General features: G+C 61.0%; 24 protein-coding genes and 1 pseudogene. 17 read left to right on the forward strand and 8 right to left on the reverse strand.

Annotation, left to right across the window (positions count from 1 at the left end; genetic code table 11):
* Positions 1 to 28: 28 nt before the first annotated feature.
* Positions 29 to 289 carry a DUF6455 family protein gene (locus FN060_RS18550; protein WP_142589464.1) on the reverse strand — a complete coding sequence of 87 codons (261 nt, stop codon included), beginning with the start codon at positions 287 to 289 and terminating at the stop codon, positions 29 to 31.
* Between the two features lie 283 nt (positions 290 to 572).
* Here FN060_RS18550 and ric point away from each other — a divergent pair, with 283 nt between their 5' ends.
* On the forward strand, positions 573 to 1,226 hold the full coding sequence (ric, locus tag FN060_RS18555; protein ID WP_142589466.1) for an iron-sulfur cluster repair di-iron protein: 654 nt from the start codon (positions 573 to 575) through the stop codon (positions 1,224 to 1,226).
* Between the two features lie 434 nt (positions 1,227 to 1,660).
* Here the strand turns inward: ric and FN060_RS18560 are convergent, their stop codons facing one another.
* From FN060_RS18560 to FN060_RS18580, 5 genes are all read right to left on the reverse strand, one after another.
* Positions 1,661 to 2,641, reverse strand: coding sequence for an FAD:protein FMN transferase (locus FN060_RS18560; RefSeq protein WP_142589468.1), 981 nt, complete (start codon positions 2,639 to 2,641; stop codon positions 1,661 to 1,663).
* A complete protein-coding gene (locus FN060_RS18565; RefSeq protein ID WP_142589470.1) occupies positions 2,622 to 4,829 on the reverse strand; it encodes a PepSY domain-containing protein in 2,208 nt (735 codons plus the stop codon). The genes FN060_RS18560 and FN060_RS18565 overlap by 20 nt, the downstream gene beginning before the upstream one ends.
* Before the next feature lie 9 nt (positions 4,830 to 4,838).
* A complete protein-coding gene (locus FN060_RS18570; RefSeq protein WP_142589472.1) occupies positions 4,839 to 5,312 on the reverse strand; it encodes a DUF2271 domain-containing protein in 474 nt (157 codons plus the stop codon).
* A gap of 30 nt (positions 5,313 to 5,342) precedes the next feature.
* Positions 5,343 to 5,723, reverse strand: a complete 381-nt coding sequence (locus tag FN060_RS18575) for a hypothetical protein (protein ID WP_142589474.1) — start codon at positions 5,721 to 5,723, stop codon at positions 5,343 to 5,345.
* Positions 5,724 to 6,060: 337 nt separating this feature from the next.
* Entirely contained in the window at positions 6,061 to 6,378 is a 318-nt protein-coding gene (locus tag FN060_RS18580) for a PepSY domain-containing protein (protein WP_244665855.1), read from the reverse strand.
* Positions 6,379 to 6,500: 122 nt separating this feature from the next.
* Between FN060_RS18580 and FN060_RS18585 the strand changes: the two genes are divergently transcribed.
* The 16 genes and pseudogenes from FN060_RS18585 to FN060_RS18655 all read left to right on the forward strand — a co-directional run bounded on the left by FN060_RS18585 (position 6,501) and on the right by FN060_RS18655 (position 22,449).
* Positions 6,501 to 7,160 (forward strand): response regulator transcription factor, encoded by a 660-nt coding sequence (locus FN060_RS18585; RefSeq protein WP_142589476.1) that lies wholly within the window; start codon positions 6,501 to 6,503, stop codon positions 7,158 to 7,160.
* Positions 7,157 to 8,509 (forward strand): ATP-binding protein, encoded by a 1,353-nt coding sequence (locus tag FN060_RS18590; RefSeq protein WP_142589478.1) that lies wholly within the window; start codon positions 7,157 to 7,159, stop codon positions 8,507 to 8,509. Before FN060_RS18585 ends, FN060_RS18590 begins: the two co-directional genes overlap by 4 nt.
* A 78-nt stretch (positions 8,510 to 8,587) precedes the next feature.
* Positions 8,588 to 9,193: a TetR/AcrR family transcriptional regulator gene (locus FN060_RS23420; protein ID WP_142589480.1), complete on the forward strand. Its 606-nt coding sequence runs from the start codon at positions 8,588 to 8,590 to the stop codon at positions 9,191 to 9,193.
* Position 9,194: 1 nt separating this feature from the next.
* Complete coding sequence (locus tag FN060_RS18600) at positions 9,195 to 10,355, forward strand: efflux RND transporter periplasmic adaptor subunit (RefSeq protein WP_142589482.1); 1,161 nt, start codon at positions 9,195 to 9,197, stop codon at positions 10,353 to 10,355.
* Entirely contained in the window at positions 10,352 to 11,485 is a 1,134-nt protein-coding gene (locus tag FN060_RS18605) for an ABC transporter permease (RefSeq protein WP_142589483.1), read from the forward strand. The genes FN060_RS18600 and FN060_RS18605 overlap by 4 nt, the downstream gene beginning before the upstream one ends.
* A 2-nt stretch (positions 11,486 to 11,487) precedes the next feature.
* Positions 11,488 to 12,198, forward strand: a complete 711-nt coding sequence (locus tag FN060_RS18610; RefSeq protein WP_142589485.1) for an ABC transporter ATP-binding protein — start codon at positions 11,488 to 11,490, stop codon at positions 12,196 to 12,198.
* Between the two features lies 1 nt (position 12,199).
* On the forward strand, positions 12,200 to 12,613 hold the full coding sequence (locus tag FN060_RS18615) for a hypothetical protein (protein ID WP_142589487.1): 414 nt from the start codon (positions 12,200 to 12,202) through the stop codon (positions 12,611 to 12,613).
* A 707-nt stretch (positions 12,614 to 13,320) separates the two neighbouring features.
* Entirely contained in the window at positions 13,321 to 13,626 is a 306-nt protein-coding gene (locus FN060_RS18620) for a hypothetical protein (RefSeq protein ID WP_142589489.1), read from the forward strand.
* Between the two features lie 439 nt (positions 13,627 to 14,065).
* Positions 14,066 to 14,148: pseudogene (locus FN060_RS23560) on the forward strand (L-rhamnose mutarotase); the annotation flags it as partial.
* 284 nt (positions 14,149 to 14,432) lie between these two features.
* Entirely contained in the window at positions 14,433 to 16,220 is a 1,788-nt protein-coding gene (locus FN060_RS18625; protein ID WP_142589491.1) for an SARP family transcriptional regulator, read from the forward strand.
* A gap of 19 nt (positions 16,221 to 16,239) precedes the next feature.
* Positions 16,240 to 17,220: a phosphatase PAP2 family protein gene (locus FN060_RS18630; protein ID WP_210310712.1), complete on the forward strand. Its 981-nt coding sequence runs from the start codon at positions 16,240 to 16,242 to the stop codon at positions 17,218 to 17,220.
* Between the two features lie 38 nt (positions 17,221 to 17,258).
* Complete coding sequence (locus tag FN060_RS18635; RefSeq protein ID WP_142589495.1) at positions 17,259 to 18,953, forward strand: S8 family serine peptidase; 1,695 nt, start codon at positions 17,259 to 17,261, stop codon at positions 18,951 to 18,953.
* A 250-nt stretch (positions 18,954 to 19,203) separates the two neighbouring features.
* Positions 19,204 to 19,419, forward strand: coding sequence for a hypothetical protein (locus FN060_RS18640; RefSeq protein ID WP_142589497.1), 216 nt, complete (start codon positions 19,204 to 19,206; stop codon positions 19,417 to 19,419).
* Between the two features lie 72 nt (positions 19,420 to 19,491).
* Positions 19,492 to 19,716 (forward strand): hypothetical protein, encoded by a 225-nt coding sequence (locus tag FN060_RS18645; RefSeq protein ID WP_142589499.1) that lies wholly within the window; start codon positions 19,492 to 19,494, stop codon positions 19,714 to 19,716.
* Between the two features lie 84 nt (positions 19,717 to 19,800).
* Complete coding sequence (locus FN060_RS18650) at positions 19,801 to 20,043, forward strand: hypothetical protein (RefSeq protein ID WP_142589501.1); 243 nt, start codon at positions 19,801 to 19,803, stop codon at positions 20,041 to 20,043.
* A 957-nt stretch (positions 20,044 to 21,000) separates the two neighbouring features.
* On the forward strand, positions 21,001 to 22,449 hold the full coding sequence (locus FN060_RS18655) for an efflux transporter outer membrane subunit (protein WP_142589502.1): 1,449 nt from the start codon (positions 21,001 to 21,003) through the stop codon (positions 22,447 to 22,449).
* A 31-nt stretch (positions 22,450 to 22,480) separates the two neighbouring features.
* Here FN060_RS18655 and FN060_RS18660 read toward each other — a convergent pair whose 3' ends face one another.
* Positions 22,481 to 23,815, reverse strand: a complete 1,335-nt coding sequence (locus tag FN060_RS18660) for an HlyD family type I secretion periplasmic adaptor subunit (protein WP_052640168.1) — start codon at positions 23,813 to 23,815, stop codon at positions 22,481 to 22,483.
* Positions 23,816 to 23,824: 9 nt separating this feature from the next.
* Positions 23,825 to 25,987: a type I secretion system permease/ATPase gene (locus FN060_RS18665; RefSeq protein WP_244665856.1), complete on the reverse strand. Its 2,163-nt coding sequence runs from the start codon at positions 25,985 to 25,987 to the stop codon at positions 23,825 to 23,827.
* Between the last annotated feature and the right edge of the window lie 12 nt (positions 25,988 to 25,999).

A 25,999-nucleotide genomic window follows, 5' to 3' on the forward strand; every position in this document is an offset into this window, starting at 1 on the left:
GGCTGCAAGTCGCCGTTGTAGCTAGCGTTTAGCTGTGCGCCCGGAAGAAATCTCGATTGGTGCAGAACCCCGGAGCAACGCCTTCTCTGGCTTGCGCGTTCGACGACAGCCATGCTTCGCAAGCGTTCCCGTGACGGCAGAACAAGCAGGCTCGTACAGCACGCGCCAGACTCAGCCCAAGCCGTTCCTGTGCCGCGCTTTCCTGGTCGACATCAAGATGCGTCATCATCAGGCCCATCAAGCTCGACTGCCGTTCCAGACGCTTTTCGATCCGTACAGCGATACCCATGATCCTCTCCGTCAGCTCCAAAACGATCATTTCACGCTAGACTGCATGTCCACGGTCGGCGTTGATCCAGGACAAAGACATGGACATCGACGTCCTTCTTTCCTTGGCCGGATTCTAGGGCCTACCTTTGCGTCTCCCTCGTCAGCGCTGACGGCCACAATCACCCTCCCTGGCAGTATTTGCTTTGGCACAAAGACCGGTTCTCTCCCGTGAGTTCATATGCGGACAAGCTGCGGCTGCGAGACTTCCATCCGTCGCTTGTCAATAGCATCGGGGTCCAGACATGATCGATATCAACAACGACCGGACAGTAGCTGCTTTCGCCGCCAGCCTCCCAGGCGCTGCAGAGGTCTTCCGCCGCCATGGAATCAGCTTTTGCTGCGGCGGCCATTTTTCTTTGCAAGAGGCTGCCAACGATGTGGGCGTGCGCGTAGAGGCGCTGCGAGAGGAGTTGCAAGCGCTCATCGATGACGCCGACCGTGATGCTCCTGATGACACCTCACTGCTGATCTCGCATATTCTGGGTCGTTATCACGAAACGCATCGAGCGGAACTGGAATGGTTAATCCCGCTTGCGCAGAAGGTCGAGCGGGTTCATGCCCAACATCCGGAAGCACCGCTCGGGCTTGCCGCGGCACTTGGGAGGCTGCAGCAGGACCTGGAAGAACACATGCGCAAGGAAGAGCAGGTATTGTTTCCTATCATGCAGGCTGGCGCTGGAGAGACACTCTGTGTCCCGATCGCGCGGATCCGCGAAGAACATGAGGCGGAGGGGTTCCACATCCGAGAGATCGAGCACATCACCCACGGACTTTCGCTGCCGCAAGGAGCCTGCAACTCGTGGCGGGCGCTCTATGCGGGAATAGAAAAATTTGCGGCTGATGTCGTGGCGCACATATATCTAGAAAAAACGAAGCTGTTTCCGAGATTCGCGTGATTATGGACATTCTGCTGTGTGCGTCAGCCCGCCCGACCAAGCCTCATTTGCTCCGGCACTTCCAGCATTTCGTTTGACAAGAGCGCTTCAAGGAAGGCGTGGACCGGTTCGTGCTCCTTTCTCCGCGGCCACCACAAAATCTTAGTGCTCCTCGGGCAACGGTATGAAGCCGAGGCCCGTCCTTCCCCGCCGATCGAGCGGTACGGGGTCCAACTCTATATCAACGGCCATGACCATGACCTGCAGCACATCAAAAGGGTTGGCACCTCCTATGTGACCTCGGGTGCCGCTGCCAATATGCGGGAGGTCCGGCCGATCGACGGCACACTCTTCGCCGCCAGACTATGTTGGCCACAGGGGCCTGAACATCAGGCGGAAGATCCATTAAAGCCGTGCCTTGCCCTTCAGCCGAGGCACGGCTCCCACGCCTCCAGTTACAGACCCGCCGCTGCAGCCATCGGTTCGAGGCCTTTCGTGAACAGGTCTCCGATGCCAAGGCTCCGGTAATCGCCTTCCGGCTGGCGCATGAGGAAGAGTGCCTGCAGCCTGTTCCGCATCGCGAGCACGAGTCCGGCCTCAGGACCCGCCACCATCAGCGCCGTGGCCCAGGCATCCGCCTCCGCGCAAGTCCGGGCGACGACGGTGACAGAAGCGGGTGAAGAGAGAAGCGGGGCTCCAGTTTGCGGGGTCATCGTGTGCGACAGCCGTCGCCCCTGCACCTCGACCCAGTGCCGGTAATCGCCCGATGTCGCGACCGCGGCGTCTTGAAGCGCCAGGATTGAGTGCGGCGCACGCCGCTCCGGGTCGGGCTGCTCCACGGCTATCGTCCAGCCTTCCCCATCCGACCGCGTGCCGATCGCCCTCATCTCGCCGTCGATCCCGACGAGCGCCTGGCAGATGCCCAACGCCTGCAGCGTTTCCGCGAGGCGGTCCACCCCATAACCCTTGGCAATCCCATTCAGATCCAGCGTGACGGGCGCAAGCTTGCGGATACCGTCGTCACCGAATTCCAGGATCTCGTCGGGGGCTCGACGCCTTGCTCTCATCGCTGCCTTGATCGCATGCGTGTCGGCTGCGGCGGGACCGAACCCCCAGGCCCCAACCGCGTCGCCCAGGCCGATGTCGAACAAGCCGCCCGATTCACGGCCGATCTTCAACCCGAGCTCAATAACCAGTCGGAGGTCGGCGGCAACCGAGACCCATTCGCCAACCGGTGCCCGGTTCAGACACATGAGGTCACTGTCCGACTTCCAGGTGGACATGCTGCGATCCACGGCCTCCACCGCCGTCTGAAGCGCGGGCCGCACGGGCGCAGGATCAAACTCCGGCGACGCGAAGAACAGCGCCGACCACCGGGTGCCCATGGTAGGTCCATTCAACGCATGCCGTACGAGATCAGTAGACATCTTCGACATATCGTCCCTCAGCCTTGAGCGTCGCGGGGCTCAGCCCGACGGGAGCCAGGATCTCGGTCATCGCATCGGCAACCCCTGCCGCCATGTCGCGCCCGCCGCAGACCATGACCCGTGCACCGTCACGAATGAGGCGGGTAACGGCGACCGCCTCCGCACGCAGCGCATCCTGCACATAATGTGGCCGGGCTCCTCGCGAGATGGCGGTGACGAGCCGCGCAATGCGGCCTTGCGCCTGCCATCCCGGCATTTCCTCACCGTAGAAGAAATCGCTGCCGGGGTGACGCATCCCGAAAAAGAGGTGGATGGGACGACACTGGCGGTTTGCTCGTACGATGCCCGCCAAGGGGCCTATACCCGTCCCCGCGCCGATCAGGATTAGCGGAGTGCGGCCAGCGCCCGCCCGGAAGAGGGAATTCCGGCGCAGGAATGCCTGCACGCTGCTGCCCGGCTCCAGAGCGGTGAGTTGGCTGGAGCAGAGGCCACCGGCGTGCCTTCTTACGACGATCTCCAGAAACCCGTCCCCGCGCGATGAGGCAAGCGAATATAGCCGGGGCATGTCCGATCCCTCCGGCAGGACGCCGAGAAGATCGCCCGCCTGAAAGTGGCTGAAGCCTTTGCCTGTCAGTCGCTCCCAGAGCGTGACGCTCGGCGTGGCGAAGCGCAGGATGGCGGCGGGAGCCTGTACATCCGCTCCGTAATTACGACGCGACACCAGGGTCAGCGTTTCGGTTGCCGGCACGACGGGTTGATGCGCCAGTTCCAGCTCGATGCCCAGAACGTCGCCGAGCGCCCTGCCCCAGCGCGCAAAGTCCTGCGGCGACTGCCGATCCACGGTGTCGAAAGGCAATAGCTCGCTCCAACCCTTGGCGTGGGCAGCCTTCGCGACCGCTTCGGCAAAGGCGCAGAATGCGGGAAAGCTGCGATCGCCGAAACCCAGCACGGCCAACGGAGCGGCGGGGATGTCAGCGGTCTCGTCCAGCCAACCGATGAACCCCTCCGCCGACGCCGGTGCATCGCCTTCGCCATAGGTTGCGGCTAGAATGAAGAACCGTCTCGCTACGGGAAACCGCCTCGGATCAAAGCCCTTCATTGGCGCGATGTGGACGGATTGACCGTGGGCGCGCAACTCCTTCGCAACCGTTGCGGCAAAGCTCCATGTGCTGCCACCTTCGGATCCGACCAGGACGACATTGGAGGCCTGTGAAGCCGGGCTATTGTGGGCAAGCCTCGGCCGCCCCCGCCGGCCTCTCATCCATACGAGAACGCCCGTGGCACCCATCGCCGGTACGCCCAGCGCCATCGCACCCAATATCAATCCCAGAGCCGTCGCACCCTGGCCCGTGTGGAGCATGTAGATGATCTCCGACAGCCGTTGCCAGGCGGTGACATTGCTCCATACCAAGAGCTGGCCTGTCCCCTGGTCGACATAGCCGGTCCCCTGGCCTGTCTTCAGCGTGAAGACGTCGGAGGCGTCACCGGCATAGGGAAAGCTGAGTTCACGCAACTGCATGACCGATGTCGACCGCAGGATGTCCATGTCGGCAGGCGGGAAGCCAGTCTGCTCGCTCATTCTCTCGGGCATCGGAGGGTGCAGGGGGGCATCCGGCAGAAGGTCAAATGTAGACGCCGTCATCCAGAGTGCAGTGACAGAGGAGAGGACCAGGCCAAGCACCACGAAGCGCGCGATTTCGACGTGCAGGCGCCCGTCAGTCGGCCCCCGTACTGGAGCGAGCCAGCGTCTCCAGCCTCCGGTACGCCTCGCGACGAGCATGACGCCAGATAGTGCCAATATCAGCATCGCCGCCGCCCCGCCTGCCGTGACGAGGCGTCCGGTATCATCCAGGAACAGCGAGCGATGCAGGTTTGTAAGCCACCGCTCGAACGGGTCCGGATCCGCAGGCGCGATGTCATTTCCGGTTGACGGATCGATCACGGCCGCTCCGGGCGTACCGCCATCGAACCAGTAGGCGGTGATCCTTCCGGAAGGCGCGCGGCGGATCTGCTCGACCCCCGGATGTCGTTCCGCTACGAGCGTCGCCAGCTCCGCTACGGTTTGTCCTGCGTCCGCCTGCGGCGCCGATAGGCGCTCGATCGCAGGAAAGACGGACAGGGCCGCCCCGCTGATCGCGAGCAAGGTCAGGAGGGCAAGAGCGAGAAGCCCCGGCCAGCGATGAAGCATGCGGATCATGACCTGTCCTCACATGCCGTAGGCGAAGCTTGCCACGTAGCGGCGGCCGGAAACCGGTGTGCCCGCGCCTGCTGCCGTAAGAGGTACGGCAACCTCGTTGGGGCTGTCGCGCATGTCTTCGACCGCAGCATCGATATGCAGGGTGTAACCTGCATCGAACAGGGCATCCGCCAAGTCCAGCGTGATTTCGAGCGTTCGGCCCGCGCCGACACTGGCACCGGTGATTCCGTTGATCTGCGCCGGCTCCCCACCGGTCGCCCGATACCAGTCGCTCAGATGCTCATAGTACTTGGACTTCCCGCCGGCCATCCACAGGCTGCCGACATAGGCGCCGGAGGCATCGGTGACATAAAATGCCAGGTAGGCTCCATCGCCACCGTAGTTGCTGAGCGTTGTGGTCAAGGTAACCGGCCGAGCCGTTGCAAGGGCCGGCAGGGTGGTGAGGGCGGTTGTCAAGGCAAGTGCTGCGAGGAGAGCTCTCATGTTGCATTCCTTTCTTGTTACAGCTGGGGACTACTTCACATGCACCTGGGGCGGAGTGCCGGTCCCGAAGAGGATGTTCTTGGGCGGTTCGCCGGTGCCGGAAGGGACCGGCCCGGGCGCACGCCGCCGCCGATCGTCGTCATCATCATCGTCATCGTCATCGTCGTCATGATCATCGTCGTCGTCGTGATGATCGCGGCGCGAGGTCTCGCGGTGGCGCTCTCGACTTGACCGATCGTCGCTGCTCGCCACCTCAAAGGGCAAGCTGCGCCACCCGTCCACCAAGGCCGCCGTGGATGGGCGCGATGCGCTGTCAGGCCTGTCGTCGGCGCGTGTCACGCTCCAGACCGGCACACCGACTGCGACGGCCAGTGCCGTGGAGGTGAACAGAATTGCAGCAATCTTCTTCATGGCAGGATCTCCTTTGGTCTGCTGGTGACCATTCTGGATCCGCGACCTGAGGCTTTGCTGACGGGTTTGCGGTTTTTGCTTCAGGTCGGCGTCAGGAAGATGAACTCGCCGAGGGCAAACCGTGTCGGATGTGCGGGACGCTGCTCAGTGCCGATGGAAGGAGATAAAGAGACTTGGTTCGCACCTGACGGCACCGGTCGACATTGCGCGCTGTGAAGGAGCGTCTCGTCTCGTCGCTTCGCCCCGTCCATAGGAAGCTCGAACCGGTCGTGAACGAGTATCCGCCGGAGCCGCTGGGGTTGTAGCCACTCCGGTATAAGTAAGGAATCGGCTCAGTTCATTTGTCGCTGCGCCCGTTCCGGCCGCGACCTTCCTGTTTGTATTCGAGCTCCATGACCTGAAGCGTGCTGGGATGAACCGTCACTTCGATGCGTCGGCCCTGTCCGTCCGTGCCATCGATCTCGTAACAGCCGTCGTCGATCTTGATGCGCCGAACGGTCCAGCCTTTTTCGAGGGCAAGGCGCTGGACCGCTTCCCGCGGCTGCCACTCGGCCATCGGGACGAAGCAATCATCGTCTGCAACGGCTATGCCGGCAGGAAAGGCCGCGACAAAAGCGAGAATTGTCAGTGTCTTCTTCATGAGGATAACTTCCATGGCGGCCACTTGAGCACTGTATGCGTGACGAAGCTGACGGCATCCTTAAGCTCTGGAAGCAACAGCTTCAGTTCCGTGTCAGCCAGACGGATCATTGGTCTTGCCGACATTAAGGAGTTCCAATGCGAATCCTGCTGATCGAAGACGACACAGTGCTGGGCGCCGCCGTGCGCGACCAGATCATGGCTGACGGCCACTCTGTCGATTGGGTCACGCGTCTGGATGCTGCAAGTGATGCAACCAAAGGCGCAGTCTACGATCTGATCCTGCTTGATCTGATGCTACCCGACGGGCGTGGGATCACCTTCCTGAAAACCCTGCGGTCCCACGGCTCTGTCACGCCGGTGATCGTCCTGACGGCGCTGGACCAGGTCTCCGACCGGATCGAGGGGCTGAACGCTGGCGCCGATGATTATCTCGTAAAGCCGTTCGACCTTGCGGAGCTTTCCGCCCGGATCGGGTCCGTCGCCCGCCGTTACTCCGGCAATCCCAACCCGATTGTCGTGCACGGGCCCCTCGAAATCGATCTAGCGGCGCGGAGTGTCCATCGAGAAGGGAAACCGGTTCCCCTGACGGCGCGGGAATGGGCTCTTTTTGAAGCCTTCCTGGCCCGGCCTGGCCAGCTTCTGTCGAAGGCGCAACTGGAAGAGAAGATCTATGCATTCGACGCCGACGTCGAGAGCAACACCATTGAGGTTCACGTCAGCCGGCTGCGCAAGAAACTTGGCCCTCAGGTGATCGATACCGAACGGGGTCTCGGTTATCGGCTCGGCAGGCCATGAGACCGCTGCGAAGCCTCCAGACCCGCCTCGGGCTTTCACTCGGAATATTGCTGACCCTCCTTTGGCTGGCGGCGGCCTCGGTGACCGCGGTGACCCTGCAGCGCGAAATGGACGAGGTGTTTGATTCCGCCCTTCAGGAGACCGCGCAGCGAATCCTGCCCCTAGCCGTCGTCGATATTGTTGGTCGTGAAGACGAGGGCGTGGCGCAACGCCTCGCGTCTGCCCGCGACCACGAGGAGTTCTTCACCTATATCGTCCGCGACGAAGAGGGCCGTATCCTGCTGCAATCACATGCAGCCGAACCGACCTCGTTTCCACCTTGGGAGGGCCCGGGCTTCGGGCAGACGGCAACACACAGGCTCTATAGCGACGAGGCACTTCAGGGAACGATCCGGATCACCGTAGCCGAGCCGCTCGATCACCGAAGGGACGCAGCCCGCGAGATACAGATGGGCCTCGGCTTGCCTCTTTTGATCGTGATCCCCCTTGCGTTCCTGTTCGTCCTTCTGGCCGTGAAGGCAAGTCTTGCGCCGCTTCGACGCTTTCGCGATCTGCTGGAGGGGCGCAGCGCGCGCGACTTGTCGCCCGTTCCCGCTGACAACATCCCCGAAGAGATGGCGCCCGTGGCCACGACGCTGAACGGACTGCTCGAGCGGCTTAAAGCAGCGTTCGACGCAGAGCGCAGTTTCGCTGCCAATTCCGCGCATGAATTGCGCACTCCGCTTGCTGGCGCCATTGCGCAGGCACAGCGCCTCAGGCTGGAAACGCAGGATCAAGCGGCGGCAGCGCGGGCTGCTGAGATCGAAACCACGCTCAAGCGTCTCACCCGACTGTCCGAACGTCTGATGCAACTCGCGAGAGCTGAAGGAGGCCGGTTGCGGCTGGACCAGGCAGAAGACCTTCGGATTGCTGCGCAGATCGTGATCGATGACCTGGCGCGCTCCATCGACGCGGATCGCATTGTGCTGGAGCTTCCCGATCGCCCCGTGATGTCGGACCTTGATCCGGACGCCTTCGGTATCGTCCTGCGTAATCTCATCGAGAACGCCTTGCGTCATGGATCGGACGACGAGCCGATCGACGTGTCGCTGCTGAACGACGGGACCCTGACGGTTGCCAACGAGGCAGCCATCATCCCCGAAATGACCCTGTCGCGGCTTGCGACCCGCTTCGAGCGCGGGGGCCGGAGCACAGAAGGAAGCGGGCTGGGCCTCGCTATCGTTGCGGCAATCGCCGAGCGCATCGGCAGCAAACTAGTTCTCAAGTCTCCCCGCGCTGGACGGAAATCTGGGTTCCAGGCAAGCCTACAGCTTCCGATTTTGAAGACACCGGCTGGCGGTCCGCAGTAGGTCCCTCGCCCAGTGATACATTCATTGACACACTAGAGAAAGCCAGTTAGTTATTAGTCACTAACTGTGGCGATAGTCATGAGAAAAACAGCGGAAGAGCGCAAGGAGCAGATTCTCACAGTAGCACTTCGGCTCGCGGACGAGTTGGGGCCGGATCGCCTGACGACTGGCGCAGTTGCTGATACCATCGGGCTAACGCAGCCGGCCATTTTTCGCCACTTCCCGACAAAGCAGGCCCTATGGGCGGCTCTGGCGGAGAGAATCTGTCGAGAGATGACCTCATCATGGCAAGCCGCGCTTGGAGGGCAGATGTCCCCTGAGGTTCGCATTGCCACGCTGATCGACACGCAGTTGCACACGATCGAGGAAAACCCCGCGCTGCCTGCAGTCCTCTTCTCGCGCGAACTGCAAGTCGAGAATGGTGACCTGCGCAAGACATTTTCCGGAGCCATGGCTGCCTTCCGCAGGCTTCTGCATGATGAAGTCGCCAAGGGGCGTGACGCGGGAACATTCCGCCGTGATCTCGAGCCATCCGACGCAGCCGCGCTGCTTCTGTCGCTTGTTCAGGGGCTGGCGATCCGCTGGTCCCTCGGCGCCCGCGAATTCGATGTCAGGCAGGAAGGCGCGCGCCTCCTCCAGGTGCAACTCCGGCTGTTTGCGGCATCTCCTCAGAGGAGGGCTTAGTATGAAGACGAAATCACTGACCTATCTGGTAATTGCAGCGCTCGTGATCATCGCAGGCGGCACCTACGCCTTTGTTGTTGCAAGGCCCCTGCCCCTCCCCGTTGCTTCCAGCGAAAGTGACGTCGCCATCCGAGTGTATGGCCTTGGCACGGTGGAAGCCCGGATCGTTTCCAAGATCGGGTTCCAGGTGGGCGCGGCGTTGACGCAACTGCGTGTCGATGAAGGCGACGCCGTCACCCGAGGAGACCTGCTCGCAAGTCTCGATCAGGACGCCCAGGAAGCCCGTGTGGCTCGCGCCCAAGCGGCCGGGGATGCCGCAACGGCCAATCTCGCCAAGGCCGAGGCGAATGTTGGAAGGGCGGAAGCCGTTCTTGAGCAGAGGCGCGCAGCCAACGAACGACAACAGGAGCTCGCAGGACGCAATGTAAGTTCTCGCCAGGCAGCCGAGGAAGCGAAACGGGATGTCGACGTTGCTTACGCCGATGTCACCGTCGCACGGACCGACGTCTCCGTTGTCAGGTCTCAGGCAGAGGATGCCGCTGCCGCCTTTGCCTACGAGCAGGCCATCCTGAAGCAGCACACGCTCACGGCACCGTTCGACGGGATCGTCGTGGATCGGCATGTGGAGGCGGGAACGGTTGTTCGTGCCGGCGACGTCATCTACACGCTCATGGATCCGACAAGCGTGTGGGTGCTCGCCTATATCGATGAGGAGCGTGCCGGTTCGCTGGCGGTCGGCCAGGATGCCGAGGTGCGTCTGCGGTCGATGCCGCACGATGTCTATCGCGGCAAGGTGGCCCGGATCGGCATAGAGAGTGACCGCACCAACGAGGAACGTCGCGTCTGGATTGCGTGCGAGGTCTGCCCTCCCCGCGCCTATCTCGGGGAACAGGCCGAGGTCCTGGTGACGGTGGCGAAGCTTGAGCAGGCACTTCTGGTTCCGGAGGCGGCAATCCGGGGGTTCGACGGCAACAGGGGCAAGGTCTTCATCATCGAGGATGGTCGGCTGGTCGAGGTCGAGCTGACGTTCGGCCATCGTACCGAAGACGGGCGTGTCGAAGTGTCGGACGGATTGCCCGAGGGGGCCATGATCGTCACGGCGCCGGCCAAAGGACTGTCCGAGGGGCGCAGGGCACGTGCGATCGATGAGACTTCGCCATGAACCTTGCCTATCGCGACGTCCGCCACAACCTTTTCCGCTTCGTTCTAACCTGCTTCGGGCTCGGTTTGCTGATGGCGGTCGTCCTCGCCATGATGGGCATCTACAACGGCCTTGTTGCGGATGCGCTGAACATCGTGCGGGCTCCGCAGGCTGACCTGTGGGTGGTGGAAGCGGGCCGGCTCGGCCCATTCGCGGAGGCGTCGAAGATACCCGCGAACACCCGTGAGGCGGTAGCGCGTCTGCATGGCGTGGACGATGCAGGCGGCATCACCTACCAGACCGTCGAGGCGCCCTTCGCCGGGCGTACCCTGAGACTCTACGTGATCGGTTACGAGCATGGCCATCTCGGCGGTCCGCCAAAAATCGTAGAAGGCCGGCAGATCGAGCGCAGCCATTTCGAGCTGGTCGTCGACCGCAAGGCGGGGCTGACCATCGGCGACCGGATCACCCTCGGTCGCGACCGCTACAAGGTGGTCGGACTGACAGAAGATGCCGTGAATTCAGGCGGCGATCCCGTCGCCTATGTCACGCTGCCGGATGCACAGGCGCTTCAGTCCCAACTCGCCCCGCCCGCGGCAAGACTTCAATCGGCCCGTGGGGAAGTGTCTTCCAGCAGCAACACGATCGCGGCCGTGATCGCGCGAATCAAACCCGATGCGGACGTCGCATCGATCGCGCAGACGGTTCGCCAATGGAAGCACCTGTCTGCCATGACGCAGGTGGAGCAGGAGGAGTTGCTGGTACGATCCGTCGTCGACCGGGCCCGTCGCCAGATCGGGCTGTTCCTCGGGATCCTGCTGACGGTCTCCGCCGTGGTCATCGCACTCATCATCTATACGATGACCATGGAAAAGCTGAAGCAGATCGCTACCCTCAAACTGATCGGCGCCCCCGATCGCACCATCATCGCGCTGATCGTGCAGCAGGCCGTAGCACTCGGCACCGTCGGATGGAGCCTCGGCCTGGTCCTGATCCTGCTGATCAAGGACTTCTTCCCGCGCCGGGTCATGCTCGAACCCGTTAATGCACTTGCGCTGGCAGGCATCATTTTCGTGGTCTGCGTGCTGGCGAGCGGCCTGGGTGTACGTGCGGCCCTCAAGATCGATCCGGCAACGGCGATCGGAGGATGACCATGACCGATACCGAGAGGAAACCGGTCGTGGAAGTGGCCTCGCTCTCCAAACACTATGGCGAGGGCCCGACCCGGGTTGATGCCTTGCGCGATGTCGATCTGAAAGTCTCTCCGGGTGAGGTCGTGGCACTGCTCGGCCCTTCCGGATCAGGCAAGACGACCCTGCTCAACGTCATCGGCTGCATCATCGATCCAAGCGAAGGCCGCGTGCGGCTCGACGGGGAAACGGTTTACGACGATCGCTGGCTGAGGGATGATCTCCGCCGCCTGCGGCTCGACAAGATCGGCTTCATCTTCCAGTTCCACAATCTCCTGCCCTTCCTCAACGCACGCGACAATGTCGCCCTTGTGCTGCACTTGGCCGGCAAACCGGCCGCCGAAGCGCAGCGGCGAGCCGTCGAACTTCTGGACCATCTCGAGGTGGGCCATCGTAAGGACGCCATGCCGGCGCTGCTGTCTGGAGGCGAAGCGCAGCGCGTCGCCATCGCCAGAGCGCTCGCCAACAGCCCGCGCATCATCCTCGCCGACGAACCGACCGCTGCACTTGATTCCAAGAGGGCCGGTATCGTCATGGATCTGCTTCGCAAGCTGGCCGCCGAGCACGATGCCTGCATCATCGCCGTCACCCACGACGAGAAGATCTATGATCGCTTCGACAGGCTGTACCATTTGAGAGACGGGCGTCTGGAAGGAATAGAGGGGAGTGCATGACATGGATGAATTGCCCAAATCGCCGATGCACCTGAAAGTCCTCGCCGGAGTGGGGCTTGTATTTGGCGTGCTGACGGTCGTCTCGGGTGGGACTGCCCTCTTCGGACCATCGGCGACGGACGCGCTCGGCAATGTCGTACCCTTCGTGCTGTGGTTCAACTTCCTGGCCGGCTTCGCCTATGTCGCGGCAGGACTCGGTCTCTTCCTGCGCAAGGACTGGGCGGTCGGTCTGTCACTCGCCCTGTTCGTTGCGACGTTCCTGATCCTGGTGGGGTTTGCCATACACGTCATCACGGGCGGGCTTTACGAAATGAGGACCGTCGGCGCGCTGCTTCTGCGCACCGCCGTCTGGGCAGCGATTGCCTTCTACGCCCGTCGCGCATCGTGGTACCGCCATCGCGTTAATGTCCTCTGAGGATCGGAGGCACCTTCTTCAAATGAGGGCGCTCCGCGGAAATCATTTTCGCCCCGGTGCCGCGTGCGGAGTGACGTCATCCGAATGAAAGAGACTAAAGCGGCCTGCTCAGTGGGTGGTCGCCGAACAGCCGCAGCTGCGGATTGTCTCCGACGACCTATGGGCTGCGGTCAAGCGCCGGCAGGCGGAGGTGGGTCAGGCGTTCGCCAAAACGCACACCAACAAGCTGGCTCGCTCCCACCGCCCCCAGTATCTCCTCAGCGGAAGGCTCGAATGCGGCCACTGCCTTGGCCCCTATGCCATCATGGCCAAAGACCGCTATGGCTGTACCAATCGCCAGAAGAAGCTGCCAATCGAGCACCTGGGCGGGATCGTCTGCACCAACAGCAAGACAATCAGTCGGGGGGGAGTGGAGAAGCGGGTTGTTGCGGCGATCCCGGACAATCTTCTCGGAGCGGACAACGTTGACCGGTTGAACCGAGAGATGTCCACTTCGCTCGGACAGAAGCGAATTGAAGCATCGGCAGAACCCGCCAGGCTGGCGGCAGAGATCAAGGTCTTGAGGTCAAGCAAAGGGCATTGGGGGAGACAATTGTGGAGCGGATCATGGCGGGCCATCAAAAGATTCCGGCGCTCGATACCCAGCCTGATGAACTGGAGAAGCAACGCCTTGCCCTGCAAGAGCGCCTGGAGAAACCCCACCTGGAGTGACGTCAGGCGGTACCCCGCCCGTCATCAACTCCAGCATGTTGCAGGCGGCGATCGGAGCATTGAAGCAAGCCAGATTGTCCTACACCGGCGACCGTGGCAGCCAGGTCTGGATCGATTTCCTGCGACGGATCATCAGCAAGGTCGTCGTCGAGCCCTCTGCCGATGGCGAGTCGGCGGCCCTTGCGATCCACGGCCACCTCGCCGCCATCATGGCAGCCCAGGAGGCGTGGCAGGAAGCTTCGCGGGAACTGCAGCCGCTGCACAAACCCCGACTTCATCCGCCGGCAGTAGGCTGCCGGTGAGTTCAAGACTATGCAGGAGAATGTGAAGTATCTGAACCGGTGCCGGGGAATCCTTGGTGAGAAGGAGGCTGATTGGCTTCGGTTACCAGTTTTGTTGGTTGCGGGGGCCTGATTGCACCGAGACTTGCAGTCCTGGGCGCTTATGCTTCTGGTACAGACAACAAAAGGGCGATCTTGGGATAGGCATCTAATTAGCCTGACCGCAGCGTCTATTTCTTCCAAGCCTAACAAAAACATGAAGACTTATCAAAGTCTCCCCCGAGATCTCTCATGCGGCCATCGGCAAATTCCGCTCCTACCAATCAAAATTGGCTTGGCCACTTTCTGATACAAAGTCTGACCATTGATTGTGGCGGGGGAGAATACCGACAGAGGGAGGATGACGTCATGCAGAAGTTGGTGGAAAATCCAGAAGCTGGAGTTCCAGCCGTTGGCCACCAACCCCTGCCAAACACCTTTGTACACCCGTCAGGAAGGGGGGAATGGTGGGCGATGATGGAAGAGGTCTTTCATCACGACTAACCCGCTGAAGCCTGGTCCTGCCGAGCAGCAACGGCGATCCGGTAAAGTGCCGGAAAAGCTCCTTCCGCTTCGCGCATTTGAAGATGCAGTTCCTAGGCCCGGAACAGAACGGAGCTATTTCCGCTTCAGGCCGGGAGCGGAATATCCGCCTCCAGATCCATCCCCTGAGAAAGCGGACATTGCGGTGCCGATTGTACGCTACCCAGCGGACTTGCGCCGTGCTAATCTAAAGAGGGGCGCTATGCAGGGTTGAGATTGGCGGTGGAACTGCAAGGCGCGCTCCGATGCACCGAGCTGAGGGCATACGTGCGGAATACAGGCTTTACCTTCTGGGCTCATTTGCCCTGACGGATCTCGCCGGTACGTCCCTCGCCCCCAAATCGCAGAAGGCGCAGGCGCTACTAGCGATGCTCGCCCTATCTCGGCGAGGCTCGCGGTCCCGAGTCTGGTTGCGCGACAAGCTCTGGAGCGACCGGTCCGAAGAGCAGGGTTCCGCGAGCCTACGCCAGGCTCTGCTGGAGATCCGGAAGTCGCTGGGCTCCGCACGGAAACTCGTGCAGGCCGACAAGCTCGCCGTGTGGCTGGATCTTGACCGGGTGGAGCTGGACATCAACGAGGCGACGGCTCCGGAGGGTGCCAATGATCAGCTCCTTGAGGGGATCGACGTCGGTGACCCGGAGTTCGAGGAGTGGCTCACGCTCGAGCGGCAGAATTGGCAGACAAGGCTGCAACGTGATCGCGACGGCCGTGACGCCCGATATCAAAAGATACCTTCCGATCTTGCCCTCTCCAGTGATCTGTCCCCTCTCGGGCAGTATCACCGTTCAGGGGCCGATCTTCTTCTCCGGGAGGACCGAGAGGACACGAGGCTGTTCGATGCAGAACCTTTGAGGCCGGTGTTGATGCGCCTGCAACCCCCGCAGGTGATCGGGCTCGGTGACAAGGGCCGGATGGTGGCGCTGCAATTGCAGGATCTCCTGACGCGATCGCTCCATGAAACGCTGGGTATCGGCGTTGCCGATCTGTCGTTCGATACCTTCTCGCCCTCCGGAATGGCGGCGGATCCATCCCCTGCCAAGCTTCTCCCGATCACCGCCCGCATGCGTCTCACGTTCGAGGGCGATGCAGTCCTTGCGCAGGCTGTCATCCGACGGAGATCCGATGGTGCGCATATCTGGTCGGGCGAGCAGCTGGCCCACCGGTTCGCGGTCCGGTGTGGCAGCATGTCGGAACTGCATCCTATCATCACCCAGATAGTCGATCAGGTGGGGCAGTATCTGCTCTCTCCCTGGGTGGAGGATTCCGCGTGTGCGGGCGCCGACCTCATCCACGCTATCGATTCCATCTTCAGGCTCTCCCGCGGCGATCTCGAGCGCGCAGAACGGCTGCTGGATCGCTCTATCCGTCAATCACCAAGCGGCGGCGCCTATGCCTGGCAGGCTTTCATCCGGACGTTTCAGGTCGGCCAAAGATTTAGTATTGCCGATGCTCGCATCACCGAGGAGGCACGCGAACTTTCGCGCAAGGCGCTCGAACTTGACCCGACAAATCCTGTATCCTTGGCACTGGTCGGGCATGTGCACTCTTTTCTCTTTGCCGACTACGACCGCGCCAGCCAGCTCTTCGAAAAAGCGATCCATCTGAACCCTGCCCAGCCGTTGGGCTGGGACCTCTACGCGATGTTGCATTGCTTCACGGGCCAACCCATCAAGGCGGTGGCAATCTCCCGCTGGGTCAGCCAATTGGTCCCCCATAGCCGCTACAAGTATTACTTCGATACGACCCGATGCGTCAGCGCAGCTCTTGCGGGCGACTACGCAGCGGCGATCGCGGCTGGAGAGGAGGCGCTGATGGAGCGGCCCCAATTCAACTCAGTTCTACGTTACCTGGCGGCGAGCCACGCCCATGCCAACCATACCCGAGAGGCGCATAAATACCTCACGCGGCTGCAGGCAATCGAACCTGACGTTTCCGTCAGCGCTCTGCGGGAAAGCCGCTACCCGCTGCTGGGAACCGAGGGGGGACAGTTGTTGATCGAGGGCCTGATCAAGGCGGGCATCCGCCCACAATAGACCCTCAGATGTCGATGAAATGAGGAGGGACGAGATGCCGGAAGCTCAGTCGCCAGCGGTAGCATTTCTCAACGCATTCCCATTCAAGGTCGAGCCCGATACGGTTCTCTCCTGTGGCGACGATCCGGTCGTACCGATATCGCCTGAGCCTGCTCCCCTAACAAGCTCGGCTGCTCGGGATGAAGCAGGGGATGAGGGCCCGATCCTCGGACCGGGCACCGTCATGATGGCTATGGCTGTCATGCGCGTTGCCAACAAAGCGGTACTCAACAAGAACAAGAACAAGAATAAAAACAAGAACAAGAACAAAGCCGCGGGGGGCATTACGGCTCAGGCGTCCGGTCAACTCGTTCCGGCCTTTGAACTACGGCGGCTCCATCAGCAGCCATCCCGCAACGCCTTCACTGCTGCCAAACGGTTCTGCTGGGAGACGCTGGATATCCTGCCGCCTCCCGGTCCCGACTACACGCGGCTGGAAACTGCGGTCCTTCTATCGATGCAAAGGCGGGATCGAGAGCGGGCACGGCGACTGCCGGACATCGAAAGAGAAGCGACGATCTCACTGTCGGAGTTCACCCGTCCGCTTCACGTCGAGGACGTCAGCGGCTATTCAGCCACCGAGGGCCTGTTCCAGTCGATCCTGACCGCCTGCGAGTATGTCGGCCTCATCTACAAGGACAAGTTTGACCGGTTGAGGCCCAGCCACTTTGAGCCGCTGCTGAGACCCCTTCTTGCTGTCCCGCCGCATGCGGCCTTCCCAAGCAATCACGCGTTTCAGTGCTATTCGGTGGCCTTTGCCTTCGCAACGATCCTGCCAGAGCATCCGGCCACGGACGAACTCGCGCGGATCGCCCAGAACGTTGCAGAGAACCGGGAGTGGGCAGGCTTGCACTATCCAAGCGATACGGCCGCCGGCCGCGAGCTTGCCCGCCGGTTCGCACCCTATCTTCACGATGCGTTTGGCCAGAGCTTCCAGGCGGTACGAGCAGAATGGATGTAGAACGCCGCGATCCGCGGTGAACCAAGGAGGATGTCAGCATGGCAGTCACATCTGAGCATTCAACCGAAGTTCCCGAACCCTACTACTATCTATGGCACCTCGCCGCGTTGAAGGTTATCGACGCAGACTTCGGGCCGGCGCCCTCCACTCCTCCCAATCTAGAAATTCCTGCAGTACGAGAGGCGTGTAGACCCACGGTCAAGTCCACCGTCTGGGATCAGATCGCTGCGGCCGGAACCGGAACCATGGTGACTGCCAGCGTAGCTCTCATCGACGTCGGCATCTGTCCAGATCACCCGAACCTGAAGACGCGTCTTGATCAGGACCGCTCGATCGACCTGGCCTCGCATCCTTTCGGCGCGCGAACTATCGCTCAATACGACGAGCTGGATCCTTATAGCCCAGAGCAACAGGAAGCCTTCTTCGGCGGTCTGGACCTGACGGGACTTGGTGACCTTGGCCTCTCCAACGATGACACGGCGTATTTCAAGAGCCTCACCGCAGAACTCGCTGCATCACGGGGATGCGTCCGGCGACTGATGAACCCGGAAGCCCTCTTCGGCGCACACGGGACTGCCTGTGCTGGTCTGATCGCGGGCGAACCAGCGGCCAATACAAGTGGCACGAGCGAAGTGAGTAGCCCTGAAACGCTCTTTACGGAGACCGGATCTGAAGCCGAGCCGAACAAGAACCGAAATGTTCTTCCGTATTTCGGCGTCGACCCCTTTTCCCGCCTGATCTCGATCCGCACCTCCTTCGACACGGATCCGGCGCAGTTTATATGCGCGTTCCTGTATGCCTATCACCAGCACGCCGACGTCATCGTGCTCCCTCGTGGGCTTCCAGACCCCGAACACCTCCGCCTGGAACCGAAAGCAGAGCTCACCACCGATGCAGGACTCTACCAGAACCGCCTGACAGGGGACCTTGTGAGGCGCCTGTCGCTCGTTGGTGAAGCGGAAGAGCTTGATCCCAACTCACCACAGCCCGCCGAGAGCGGCCGCAGGCTCTGGAGGATCCTCCGGCACGTCATCCTCGGCGTCAGCCGGAAAATCCCGATCGTTTGCGCGGCCGGAAACAGCGGCGAGAGCCAGCTGATCTATCCGGCGAACCTTGCCGAAGAAGACAATGGGATAATCGCTGTCGGCTCGGTGACGGCCGAAGGCTTTCGCTCCGGATACAGCAATTACGGCAACCGACTTACCCTGGTTGCTCCCTCTGATGACCAGGAGGTGATCAACCGACACCAGTTGCGCGTCGACCATCAGTTCCCGTTTCACGCCCGCCACGCCCATATTGCCGGCCGCTCCAAAGAGTATCGTTACTCCGGCCTCGGATTGTTGACGACGGACCTTCCCGGCTCCTGGGGCTATGAGAGCGGGGATGATCCATGGTCGTCGGTCCCGTTCGAAGAGAACCGCGGGATCGGAGGCGGCTACTACACCAACTTCGGAGGAACATCCGGAGCCTCGGCGCTGATCGGCGGTATCTGTTCTCTGATCCAGAGGGCTCACAAGACCAAGCATGGGCAAAGTACCAGCCTCGACGGAGTGACGGTTAAGGCACTCCTCGTGGCAGCTTCTGACCCTCACCGGGTCGTGGCGCCAGGGTTTCGTCCGCTCACCCCTGACTGCATGAATTCAGACCATGAGGACGGCAAGGGCTCCGCCTACTTCTTCGGAGCAGGACTGCCGGACGCAGCAGCAGCGGTTCAGGCAGCCCTCGCCACATAGCCGAAGCGGCAACGAGTCTCGATCTTGATCGGCAGCGGCTCATCGCGGGTCGCGCGGGCGCTCCCATCCGCGCCACTGATACCGCCGACTTTCGCCGTACCTTCGTTTTTCTTTCTCTTTTGCGCTTTTTTGACGCGGCATTGACGCTGACTTCACGCCTGACTGACGCCTGCGGGGGATGCTCGCACCAACAACAAAGGCAACGCGGCCATACGGACCGCGTGCCGAGCCGAAAGAAGGGAGAAGAACAATGATTAGTCCGATCCACCGGGTCGCTCCGGCCTTCGCGGCCTGGATCGCATTGAGTGGCGGTAGCCATGAGAGCTATGCGATCTACCCCGCCAGCCAGTCGGTGATCAGTCTTCAGCGCGATCAGCAGACCTGGGATACGGCTACCAAGCGAGAAAGGCTGGTCTTCGGATCAAATAGAGCCGGCGATTACTATGAGGGGGCGCTTCCCCCGTAGCGCCCACCGCCTTGCAAGCATGAAAATACACTCCCTGTGAAGGCAAGCGAATGAAGTAGGAGGATGAAACCAATGAGGAAGACACTATTGATGGCCGCCCTGTTCACTGTGGCAGGCGTGCCGATCACATTCGCCGGCGAGGGCGAATACTACCGGGGTACCCAACTCGCACTGGGGTTCATGCCCGTCGACCATGTGGTGACGGACGGCCCGCGATGGAAGCATTCGGAGATACCGCGCATGCCGACGTCGAGAGACAACCGTCTACCGAACGATGACCTCAGAGGCATCCGGTAACCAACATCGCACCCCGAAGACTTCAACCAAAAACCCAACCGCAGGGCAGGACAGCCCCTGCCTTGAAATCGAAAGGACAGAACAATGAAGATCAAGAACACAATCTTTGCAGTCGCATTCATCGCCGCCGCAGCCCTGGGGACCGCAGCGTCTGCGGCCGAGGGTGAGTACTATCCTGGTGCGGGGGGCTCGACTGGTGCGGCACACACGCCGGGCGTGGACTTCTTCAGGACCCAGGGTATCAACCCGGTCCTGCCGCGTCCGATGACGGATAGCAGGACGATCGACAGCGGCGACTACTACGAGGGTGTCGTTCGCAATCGCTAAGCACTCACCTTCTCGGAAGGCACGCAGTAGGTTGATGTTCAACGAAGTTACTGCGTGCCTTCTGAAGGGCATTTCGTTACCGAATTCGTTGCTCAATCATGATGGCTTCACCAGCCGGCCATCATGAAAAGGCGGGAAAACCTATTCTCCTGCGGTTTAAAGAATGAGATCAGAGGAGCCGCAGTGAATGCAAAGGGTGCACATAGTGGCGAAGAGGGTCGCCGGGCGCTCCGTTGGATAGTTAACATCGCTATGTCGGTCGTCCGATATCACTTCTGCCTTGAGGTCCAGATTGGGCTTCCGCAAAGGTAGTATCTACCAATAGTCACCTCCTACCACACCATATCCGCAGCTATTATTGGACAATAAGCAGCTGCTTTGGGAGGCGGCAATGGCGTTCTTCGCGCTCGTTCTGGTTGGGTTCCTTTTCGCCCTGATCGCGTGGTATGTGTTTGGTCGGACGTCCAGGGGCGGGGAAGAACTTACGCAAGAGTTCCTGGACGAGGAACAGATACAGCAACTAAGAGTAACTTCCACCAAGGCAGAGCGAAACGACAGTGACGCAAAGCACGAGCATAACGGCAATTTGTCGTGCACGCTCGTTGCCCGTCCGAGCGTAGCTAAGCCAGATTTCTCCTCAGCCCCTGATGGATTGGATAGTCTAGGACATGGGCGATAAGATATCGACCGACGTTGTGTCGATGCGACTTTATAAGCAGCGCGATCCGAGTGAGCGATTATTCTCCAGCGTGTCAACAGTACTGGGAGGCAAGCGGCCGGTCTTCGGATAACAAAGGGCCGGGACTATCAAGGGCGACTCCGCCCGCGCATGCCGCCTGGACGCCAGTGTAACTAATAATTAAGCTTAGATGGTAATATGAACGTGACGCCTTGAGTTCCGGCGGGTCCCGATAACCATCGGGAGACAAATCTTGTTTGGCGGAACGCAGGCAGTACATGAAACCCATCCACTTAGCGGCACCTCTCGCTTTGCTTTTCCTTTCCGGCTGTGTCGTCGGCCCGGAGCATGCTGCGCCAGAAATTGCTCTTCCCGCGCAGTTCGTGGAAGGTTCAGCCAGCAGCAATGGCGATGTGTCGGCGCACGCCTGGTGGACCGCCTTCAATGACAGCCGCCTTAACGGCTATGTCGAACAGGGCCTGTCTCAGAACCTGGACGTTCTTCAGGCGCTTGAACGGATCAATCAGGCCGAGGCTGCCGTAATTCAAGCCGGCGCCGGCGGATTACCAGCACTTGACTTCGGAGCACAGGCAGAACGGAACGGCACCAGAGACATCGGCGGCTCTCTGGGCCCGACCTCCACCTCTCCGCAAACGACGGTGGCCGGAGCTCTCGACGCGTCCTGGTTGCTGGATCTCTTCGGGCTGTACAAGCGGTCGCGGGAGAGCGCGCTTGCACAGCTCGATGCTTCCTATGCAAGCGTGGACGTGGCCCGGCTCACCCTGCTCTCCCAGGTCGTCGCCGCTTACATCGACGTCCGCTACTACCAGGAGCGTATGGCGCTCGCCCGGCAGAGCCTTTCCTCACGTCGAGAGACACTTGACCTGACGCGCCTTCAGCTTGAAGCCGGTGCAGCGTCGCGTCTGGATGTCGTTCAGGCTGAAGGTCTGGTCAACACCACACTCGCAGAGATCCCTAGGCTTGAAACGCAGTTCCGCAGTGCCGCCCATCGGGTCGCCACGCTACTGGCTCTTCCGGCCTCCGCACTTCTGCCTGAACTGCAGAAGGGAGCTCGCCAGCCGGTGGCCCGCTTCAAAGCAAATGCCGGCGTACCGGCGGACCTCATTCGCAACCGACCCGACATTCGAGCAGCCGAGCGGCAACTCGCAGCCGCCGTTGCCGAGATTGGAGTTGCCGAGGCACAACTCTACCCCGCCATCACCCTAGGCGGCTCGATCCGCCCGTCTTACACGCGCATCAGCAGTGGCGAGAGCGGTATCTTATCTTGGTCGTTCGGGCCTGCCCTCTCCCTGCCGATCTTCGACGGCGGCGCTCTGAAAGCCAACGTAAGCGCATCGGAATCCATAGCACGCGAAGCCTATCTCGCGTGGAAGCAGACTGTTCTAGGTGCAGTGGAGGAAGTCGAGAATGCTCTCGCCGCCGTGGCGAGGGATACCCGCATCGTCACGGCCCTGCGCGATACCGTGCGCTCCTATAAGGAAGCGTTGGAGCTTGCCACCGCAAGTTATCGCGACGGCGCCTCGTCCCTGCTTGACGTTCTGGACGCCCAACGTCAAGTATCCACGGCTCAGGCGAACCTCGCAGAGGCTGTGCGGCAGATGGCTCAGGACTTCGTGTCGCTGAACATCGCTATCGGAGGTGGCTACGCTTATAGCCCTCCGATGGCCGCCGTCATCGCATCCGCCGCACCTATGCCAAGCAAATAAGCGGCCACGGCGCGAACTCCTCTGCCCCGACCTATCGCTCCGTGAATGCCCGCGACATGCTGTCTGTAATCGGCTTGGCAAGATAATTGAAGAACGTTCGCGATTCCGTCTGGACCATCACTTCAGCCGGCATGCCTGGCGTGGGACTGAAGCCATGAACCCGGGCCAATTCCTGGGAAGGCACATCGACGCGGGCGACATAGACGTCCTGGCTCGCCTCGCGGGCGTCCTGTAACGCGTCCGCCGAGACGTAGATGACCTTCCCGTTCAAAACCGGCGTTGTCCGCTGGTTCAGTGAGATGAGACGGACGGTTGCCGTCTGTCCCGCCCTCACGCGGTCGATCGAAGTGCGGGGGATCTGGACCTCGATGATAAGCGGCACGCCAGAGGGCAGGATCTCAAGGATTCCTTTCCCGCTTTCGATGACCCCGCCTGTCGTATTGTAGTGAGTCCGTACCACGACGCCGGTCACCGGAGAATGAATTGTGGCCCGCTCCAAGACGTTTTCCGCCTGTGTGAGTTGCTCGCGCACCATGTCCCGCTCACTCTGAATATCCTGCAGGCGATCGAGAGCATCCTGCCTATATAACTGATGTGCCCTCTCCATTTCCTGCTTCGTCTTGACTATCTGGGCCTCGGTTTCCGCAACCTCCGCCTCCAGCCGCCCAATCTGCCCCGTCGCATCGGCCATGGCACGCTCCAAGGTTCGGACGTCGTTCGCGCGTATAACACCCTTCTTTTGCAGCAGCTTCTTGCTCTCATGTTCTGCCTTGAGCAAATTCAGTTGCTGCAGGTACGCATCCCTCTGACGCGAATAACCTTTGGCCCTGAATCGAAGAGCCTCCATATTTTGCACCAACAAGGACAGCTCTCCCGAGAGTTTCACCTGCTGGGCCTTGAAATTGAGTTCCTGGCTCCGAAGGATGGAATTGACCTCGGAATCGTTGCGGTGGCCAGCGACGAGGGGCGGCGGCACATAGCGCCCCCCCTGTTCCGATTGCACCGTCAGCCGTGCTGCCGTGGCTTCCAGAAGGACCCGGCGCAGAAACAGCTCCCTGCTCTTGGCACGGGCCGCCGTCTCATCCAGAATTACGAGCGGTTGCCCCTCCACAACACGATCGCCTTCTTTGACGAGAAGCTCGCGGATCACGCCGCCCTCCAGATGCTGAACGATCTTGTTGCGGCCTGTGGCGACGAAACTTCCTTGTGCGATCACCGCAGCAGCGAGGGGCGCGGTCAGGGCCCATGTGCCAAACCCACCGAGGAACAGCGCCATCAGAAGCAAGCCGATCAGCGTCTGCTTCCAGATGGAGCGCGGAACTTCGGAATACCATTGAATGTCGTGAACTTTGGCGATGTCACTCATGGCACTTTCCTACTGCAACTGATGGCCGAAGGAGCCGGTGGTTACGCTGATGCCGCGGCCCTCCAGAGCCTGCAGGACGTCACCCCGCGTTCCAAACAACGCCACGGTGCCATTTACCAAAAGGAGGATCTTGTCGACGATGTGAAGCAGCTCGGGGCGCTGCGTGATGGTAGCAACGGTGATACCGTTTTCCTTTGCATGCTTGAGCGCACGCTTGAGTGCAGCATCCCCAGCATTATCAAGGTTCGAATTCGGCTCATCCAGCACCACGAAGCGTGGATCACCGAAAAAGGCGCGCGCCAATGCGACCCGCTGCTTCTGACCACCGGACAGCGGTGAGCCGTCCCCCGCCACCATGGTTTCGTAGCCGTGTGGCAGGTTGGCAATCATTTCATGTACATCAGCAAGAACAGCAGCGCGATAGATTGCTTCGTCGTCCACATCCGTGCGCATCCGGGCGATATTCGCCTTGATCGTTCCTGGAAAGAGTTGCACATCCTGAGGCAGATAGCCGATATTCTCCCCGAATTGCCGCTGATCCCAGTTTCGCAGGTCCATCAGGTCGAGGCGAACACTTCCGGACGTAGGCAGGATTGACCCCACCAGCATCTTGCCAAGCGTCGTTTTGCCGGCGCCGGAGTTGCCGATGATGGCCAGAGAGTCTCCCGGTTGCAGGCAGAAGGACAAACCGTTCAATACGACGCGCTTCGTGCCTTGTGGGACATATAGTAGCCGCTCCACATCCAGCCGACCTTCCGGCTTAGGCAGGCTCAAGCGTTCAAACGCAAGAGGTGAGGATGTCAGGAGTGCGGTGATCCGGCCGTAAGCCGCACGTGCCTGACTATACTGGTTCCACCCTTCGATCGCGCCCTCGATCGGTGCCAGGGCCCGCCCTGCAATGATAGAGGCGGCAATGACCATCCCTCCGGTCAATTGCCCTTCTAGCGACAGGAAGGCGCCCCAGCCGAGAAGGGCTACTTGTGTCAGCAGACGCACTGCCTTGGAAAGAGCGGCAATTGCGATGTTGCGATCCTGCGCAACCACCTGTGCTCTCAATGACGTTGCGGTGTCTCTCCCCCATATGCGCACCGCCTCCGGTATCATCGCCAGCGCATTGATGATCTGAGAATTGCGGGACATCGACTCGACATGTAGATTGGCCTTCACCTGCGCTGTGTTGGCCTCAGTGAACGGTGTAGCTGTGAGCTTCTGGTTGATTTGCGTCAGGATGAGAAGAACGATGGCCGTGGCGACCACGATCAGGCCGAGGTCAAAGTGAATGAGGAAGACTGCAAGCACGAATAGCGGTGCTATCGGTGCATCCAGGAAGGCGAGGAGAGTGCGAGAGACGAGGAAGGAGCGAACCTGCTGCAGGTCACCGAGCGTCTGATACTCCTTTCCCGACCCCTGCAACGAAGCGCGTGCCGCGGCGCCAAGAATGGGCGCTCCCAGATTGGCAGCGACCTCGACCGCAGTACGCATCAGGATGAAGCGCCGGAGTGCATCGAACATCGCCTGCAGCAGGATCGCCCCCACGATGATCACCGTAAGCATGACCAGAGTTTCGATCGAGCGACTGGTCAGCACCCGGTCCGATATCTGGAACAGGTAGATAGGGATGGCGAGCACGAGGATGTTGCTGATCACCGTGAACAGCATAACGACTGCCAGGTTATGACGTACCGCTTTCAGTGCCGCCTTGAGACTGGCATCGAAGTCGATCGGACCCAGACGCTTGTGAAACGTCCCATTGCCATTCCCGGAGCCCTTGCCGCCTCCAGAAGAGAACGTCTTTCCCACATCCTCACGACTGCTCTTGGCTTCGATCGGACCGCAGTCTCCGTCTATCGTGGTCATGCCCTCGACTGTCTTCGCTCGAGGACCGTCATCCCGTGCGACCGTCCCCTGCATACCCAAGTCTTCGGGCGACACAGCGTCGACCGAAATGATATCATCATCAGAAGCCTCCGGCCGCTCTTGGGGATCCGGCACCTCGCGAAGCAATACCTCGGAAGCAGGCGGACCTTCCGCCACTCGCAGACAGGCTTCGACCGCACGGTCGATCTTCTCGAAGGAGTCTCGGAGCTTCAGATCAGCCGGCGTCAGCCCAACGTTACCGACCCTTGGCAAAGACGAGCCCCCTTGTGAAAAGCTCTCATGTCGAATGTTCAAGACCTGTCTCCC

The sequence above is a fragment of the Pseudorhizobium halotolerans genome (genome assembly GCF_902153235.2).
GTDB lineage: Bacteria > Pseudomonadota > Alphaproteobacteria > Rhizobiales > Rhizobiaceae > Neorhizobium > Neorhizobium flavum.

Coding starts and splice junctions, on each gene's coding strand:
- FN060_RS18580 (WP_244665855.1), bottom strand. CDS start 6,378: ATGGAAGTTATCCTCATGAAGAAGACACTGACAATTCTCGCTTTTGTC.
- FN060_RS18625 (WP_142589491.1), top strand. CDS start 14,433: ATGCACCGAGCTGAGGGCATACGTGCGGAATACAGGCTTTACCTTCTG.
- FN060_RS18630 (WP_210310712.1), top strand. CDS start 16,240: ATGAGGAGGGACGAGATGCCGGAAGCTCAGTCGCCAGCGGTAGCATTT.
- FN060_RS18600 (WP_142589482.1), top strand. CDS start 9,195: ATGAAGACGAAATCACTGACCTATCTGGTAATTGCAGCGCTCGTGATC.
- FN060_RS18550 (WP_142589464.1), bottom strand. CDS start 289: ATGGGTATCGCTGTACGGATCGAAAAGCGTCTGGAACGGCAGTCGAGC.
- ric (WP_142589466.1), top strand. CDS start 573: ATGATCGATATCAACAACGACCGGACAGTAGCTGCTTTCGCCGCCAGC.
- FN060_RS18570 (WP_142589472.1), bottom strand. CDS start 5,312: ATGAGAGCTCTCCTCGCAGCACTTGCCTTGACAACCGCCCTCACCACC.
- FN060_RS18585 (WP_142589476.1), top strand. CDS start 6,501: ATGCGAATCCTGCTGATCGAAGACGACACAGTGCTGGGCGCCGCCGTG.
- FN060_RS18640 (WP_142589497.1), top strand. CDS start 19,204: ATGATTAGTCCGATCCACCGGGTCGCTCCGGCCTTCGCGGCCTGGATC.
- FN060_RS18590 (WP_142589478.1), top strand. CDS start 7,157: ATGAGACCGCTGCGAAGCCTCCAGACCCGCCTCGGGCTTTCACTCGGA.
- FN060_RS18560 (WP_142589468.1), bottom strand. CDS start 2,641: ATGTCGAAGATGTCTACTGATCTCGTACGGCATGCGTTGAATGGACCT.
- FN060_RS18635 (WP_142589495.1), top strand. CDS start 17,259: ATGGCAGTCACATCTGAGCATTCAACCGAAGTTCCCGAACCCTACTAC.
- FN060_RS18660 (WP_052640168.1), bottom strand. CDS start 23,815: ATGAGTGACATCGCCAAAGTTCACGACATTCAATGGTATTCCGAAGTT.
- FN060_RS18575 (WP_142589474.1), bottom strand. CDS start 5,723: ATGAAGAAGATTGCTGCAATTCTGTTCACCTCCACGGCACTGGCCGTC.
- FN060_RS18610 (WP_142589485.1), top strand. CDS start 11,488: ATGACCGATACCGAGAGGAAACCGGTCGTGGAAGTGGCCTCGCTCTCC.
- FN060_RS18645 (WP_142589499.1), top strand. CDS start 19,492: ATGAGGAAGACACTATTGATGGCCGCCCTGTTCACTGTGGCAGGCGTG.
- FN060_RS23420 (WP_142589480.1), top strand. CDS start 8,588: ATGAGAAAAACAGCGGAAGAGCGCAAGGAGCAGATTCTCACAGTAGCA.
- FN060_RS18615 (WP_142589487.1), top strand. CDS start 12,200: ATGGATGAATTGCCCAAATCGCCGATGCACCTGAAAGTCCTCGCCGGA.
- FN060_RS18650 (WP_142589501.1), top strand. CDS start 19,801: ATGAAGATCAAGAACACAATCTTTGCAGTCGCATTCATCGCCGCCGCA.
- FN060_RS18605 (WP_142589483.1), top strand. CDS start 10,352: ATGAACCTTGCCTATCGCGACGTCCGCCACAACCTTTTCCGCTTCGTT.
- FN060_RS18565 (WP_142589470.1), bottom strand. CDS start 4,829: ATGATCCGCATGCTTCATCGCTGGCCGGGGCTTCTCGCTCTTGCCCTC.
- FN060_RS18655 (WP_142589502.1), top strand. CDS start 21,001: ATGAAACCCATCCACTTAGCGGCACCTCTCGCTTTGCTTTTCCTTTCC.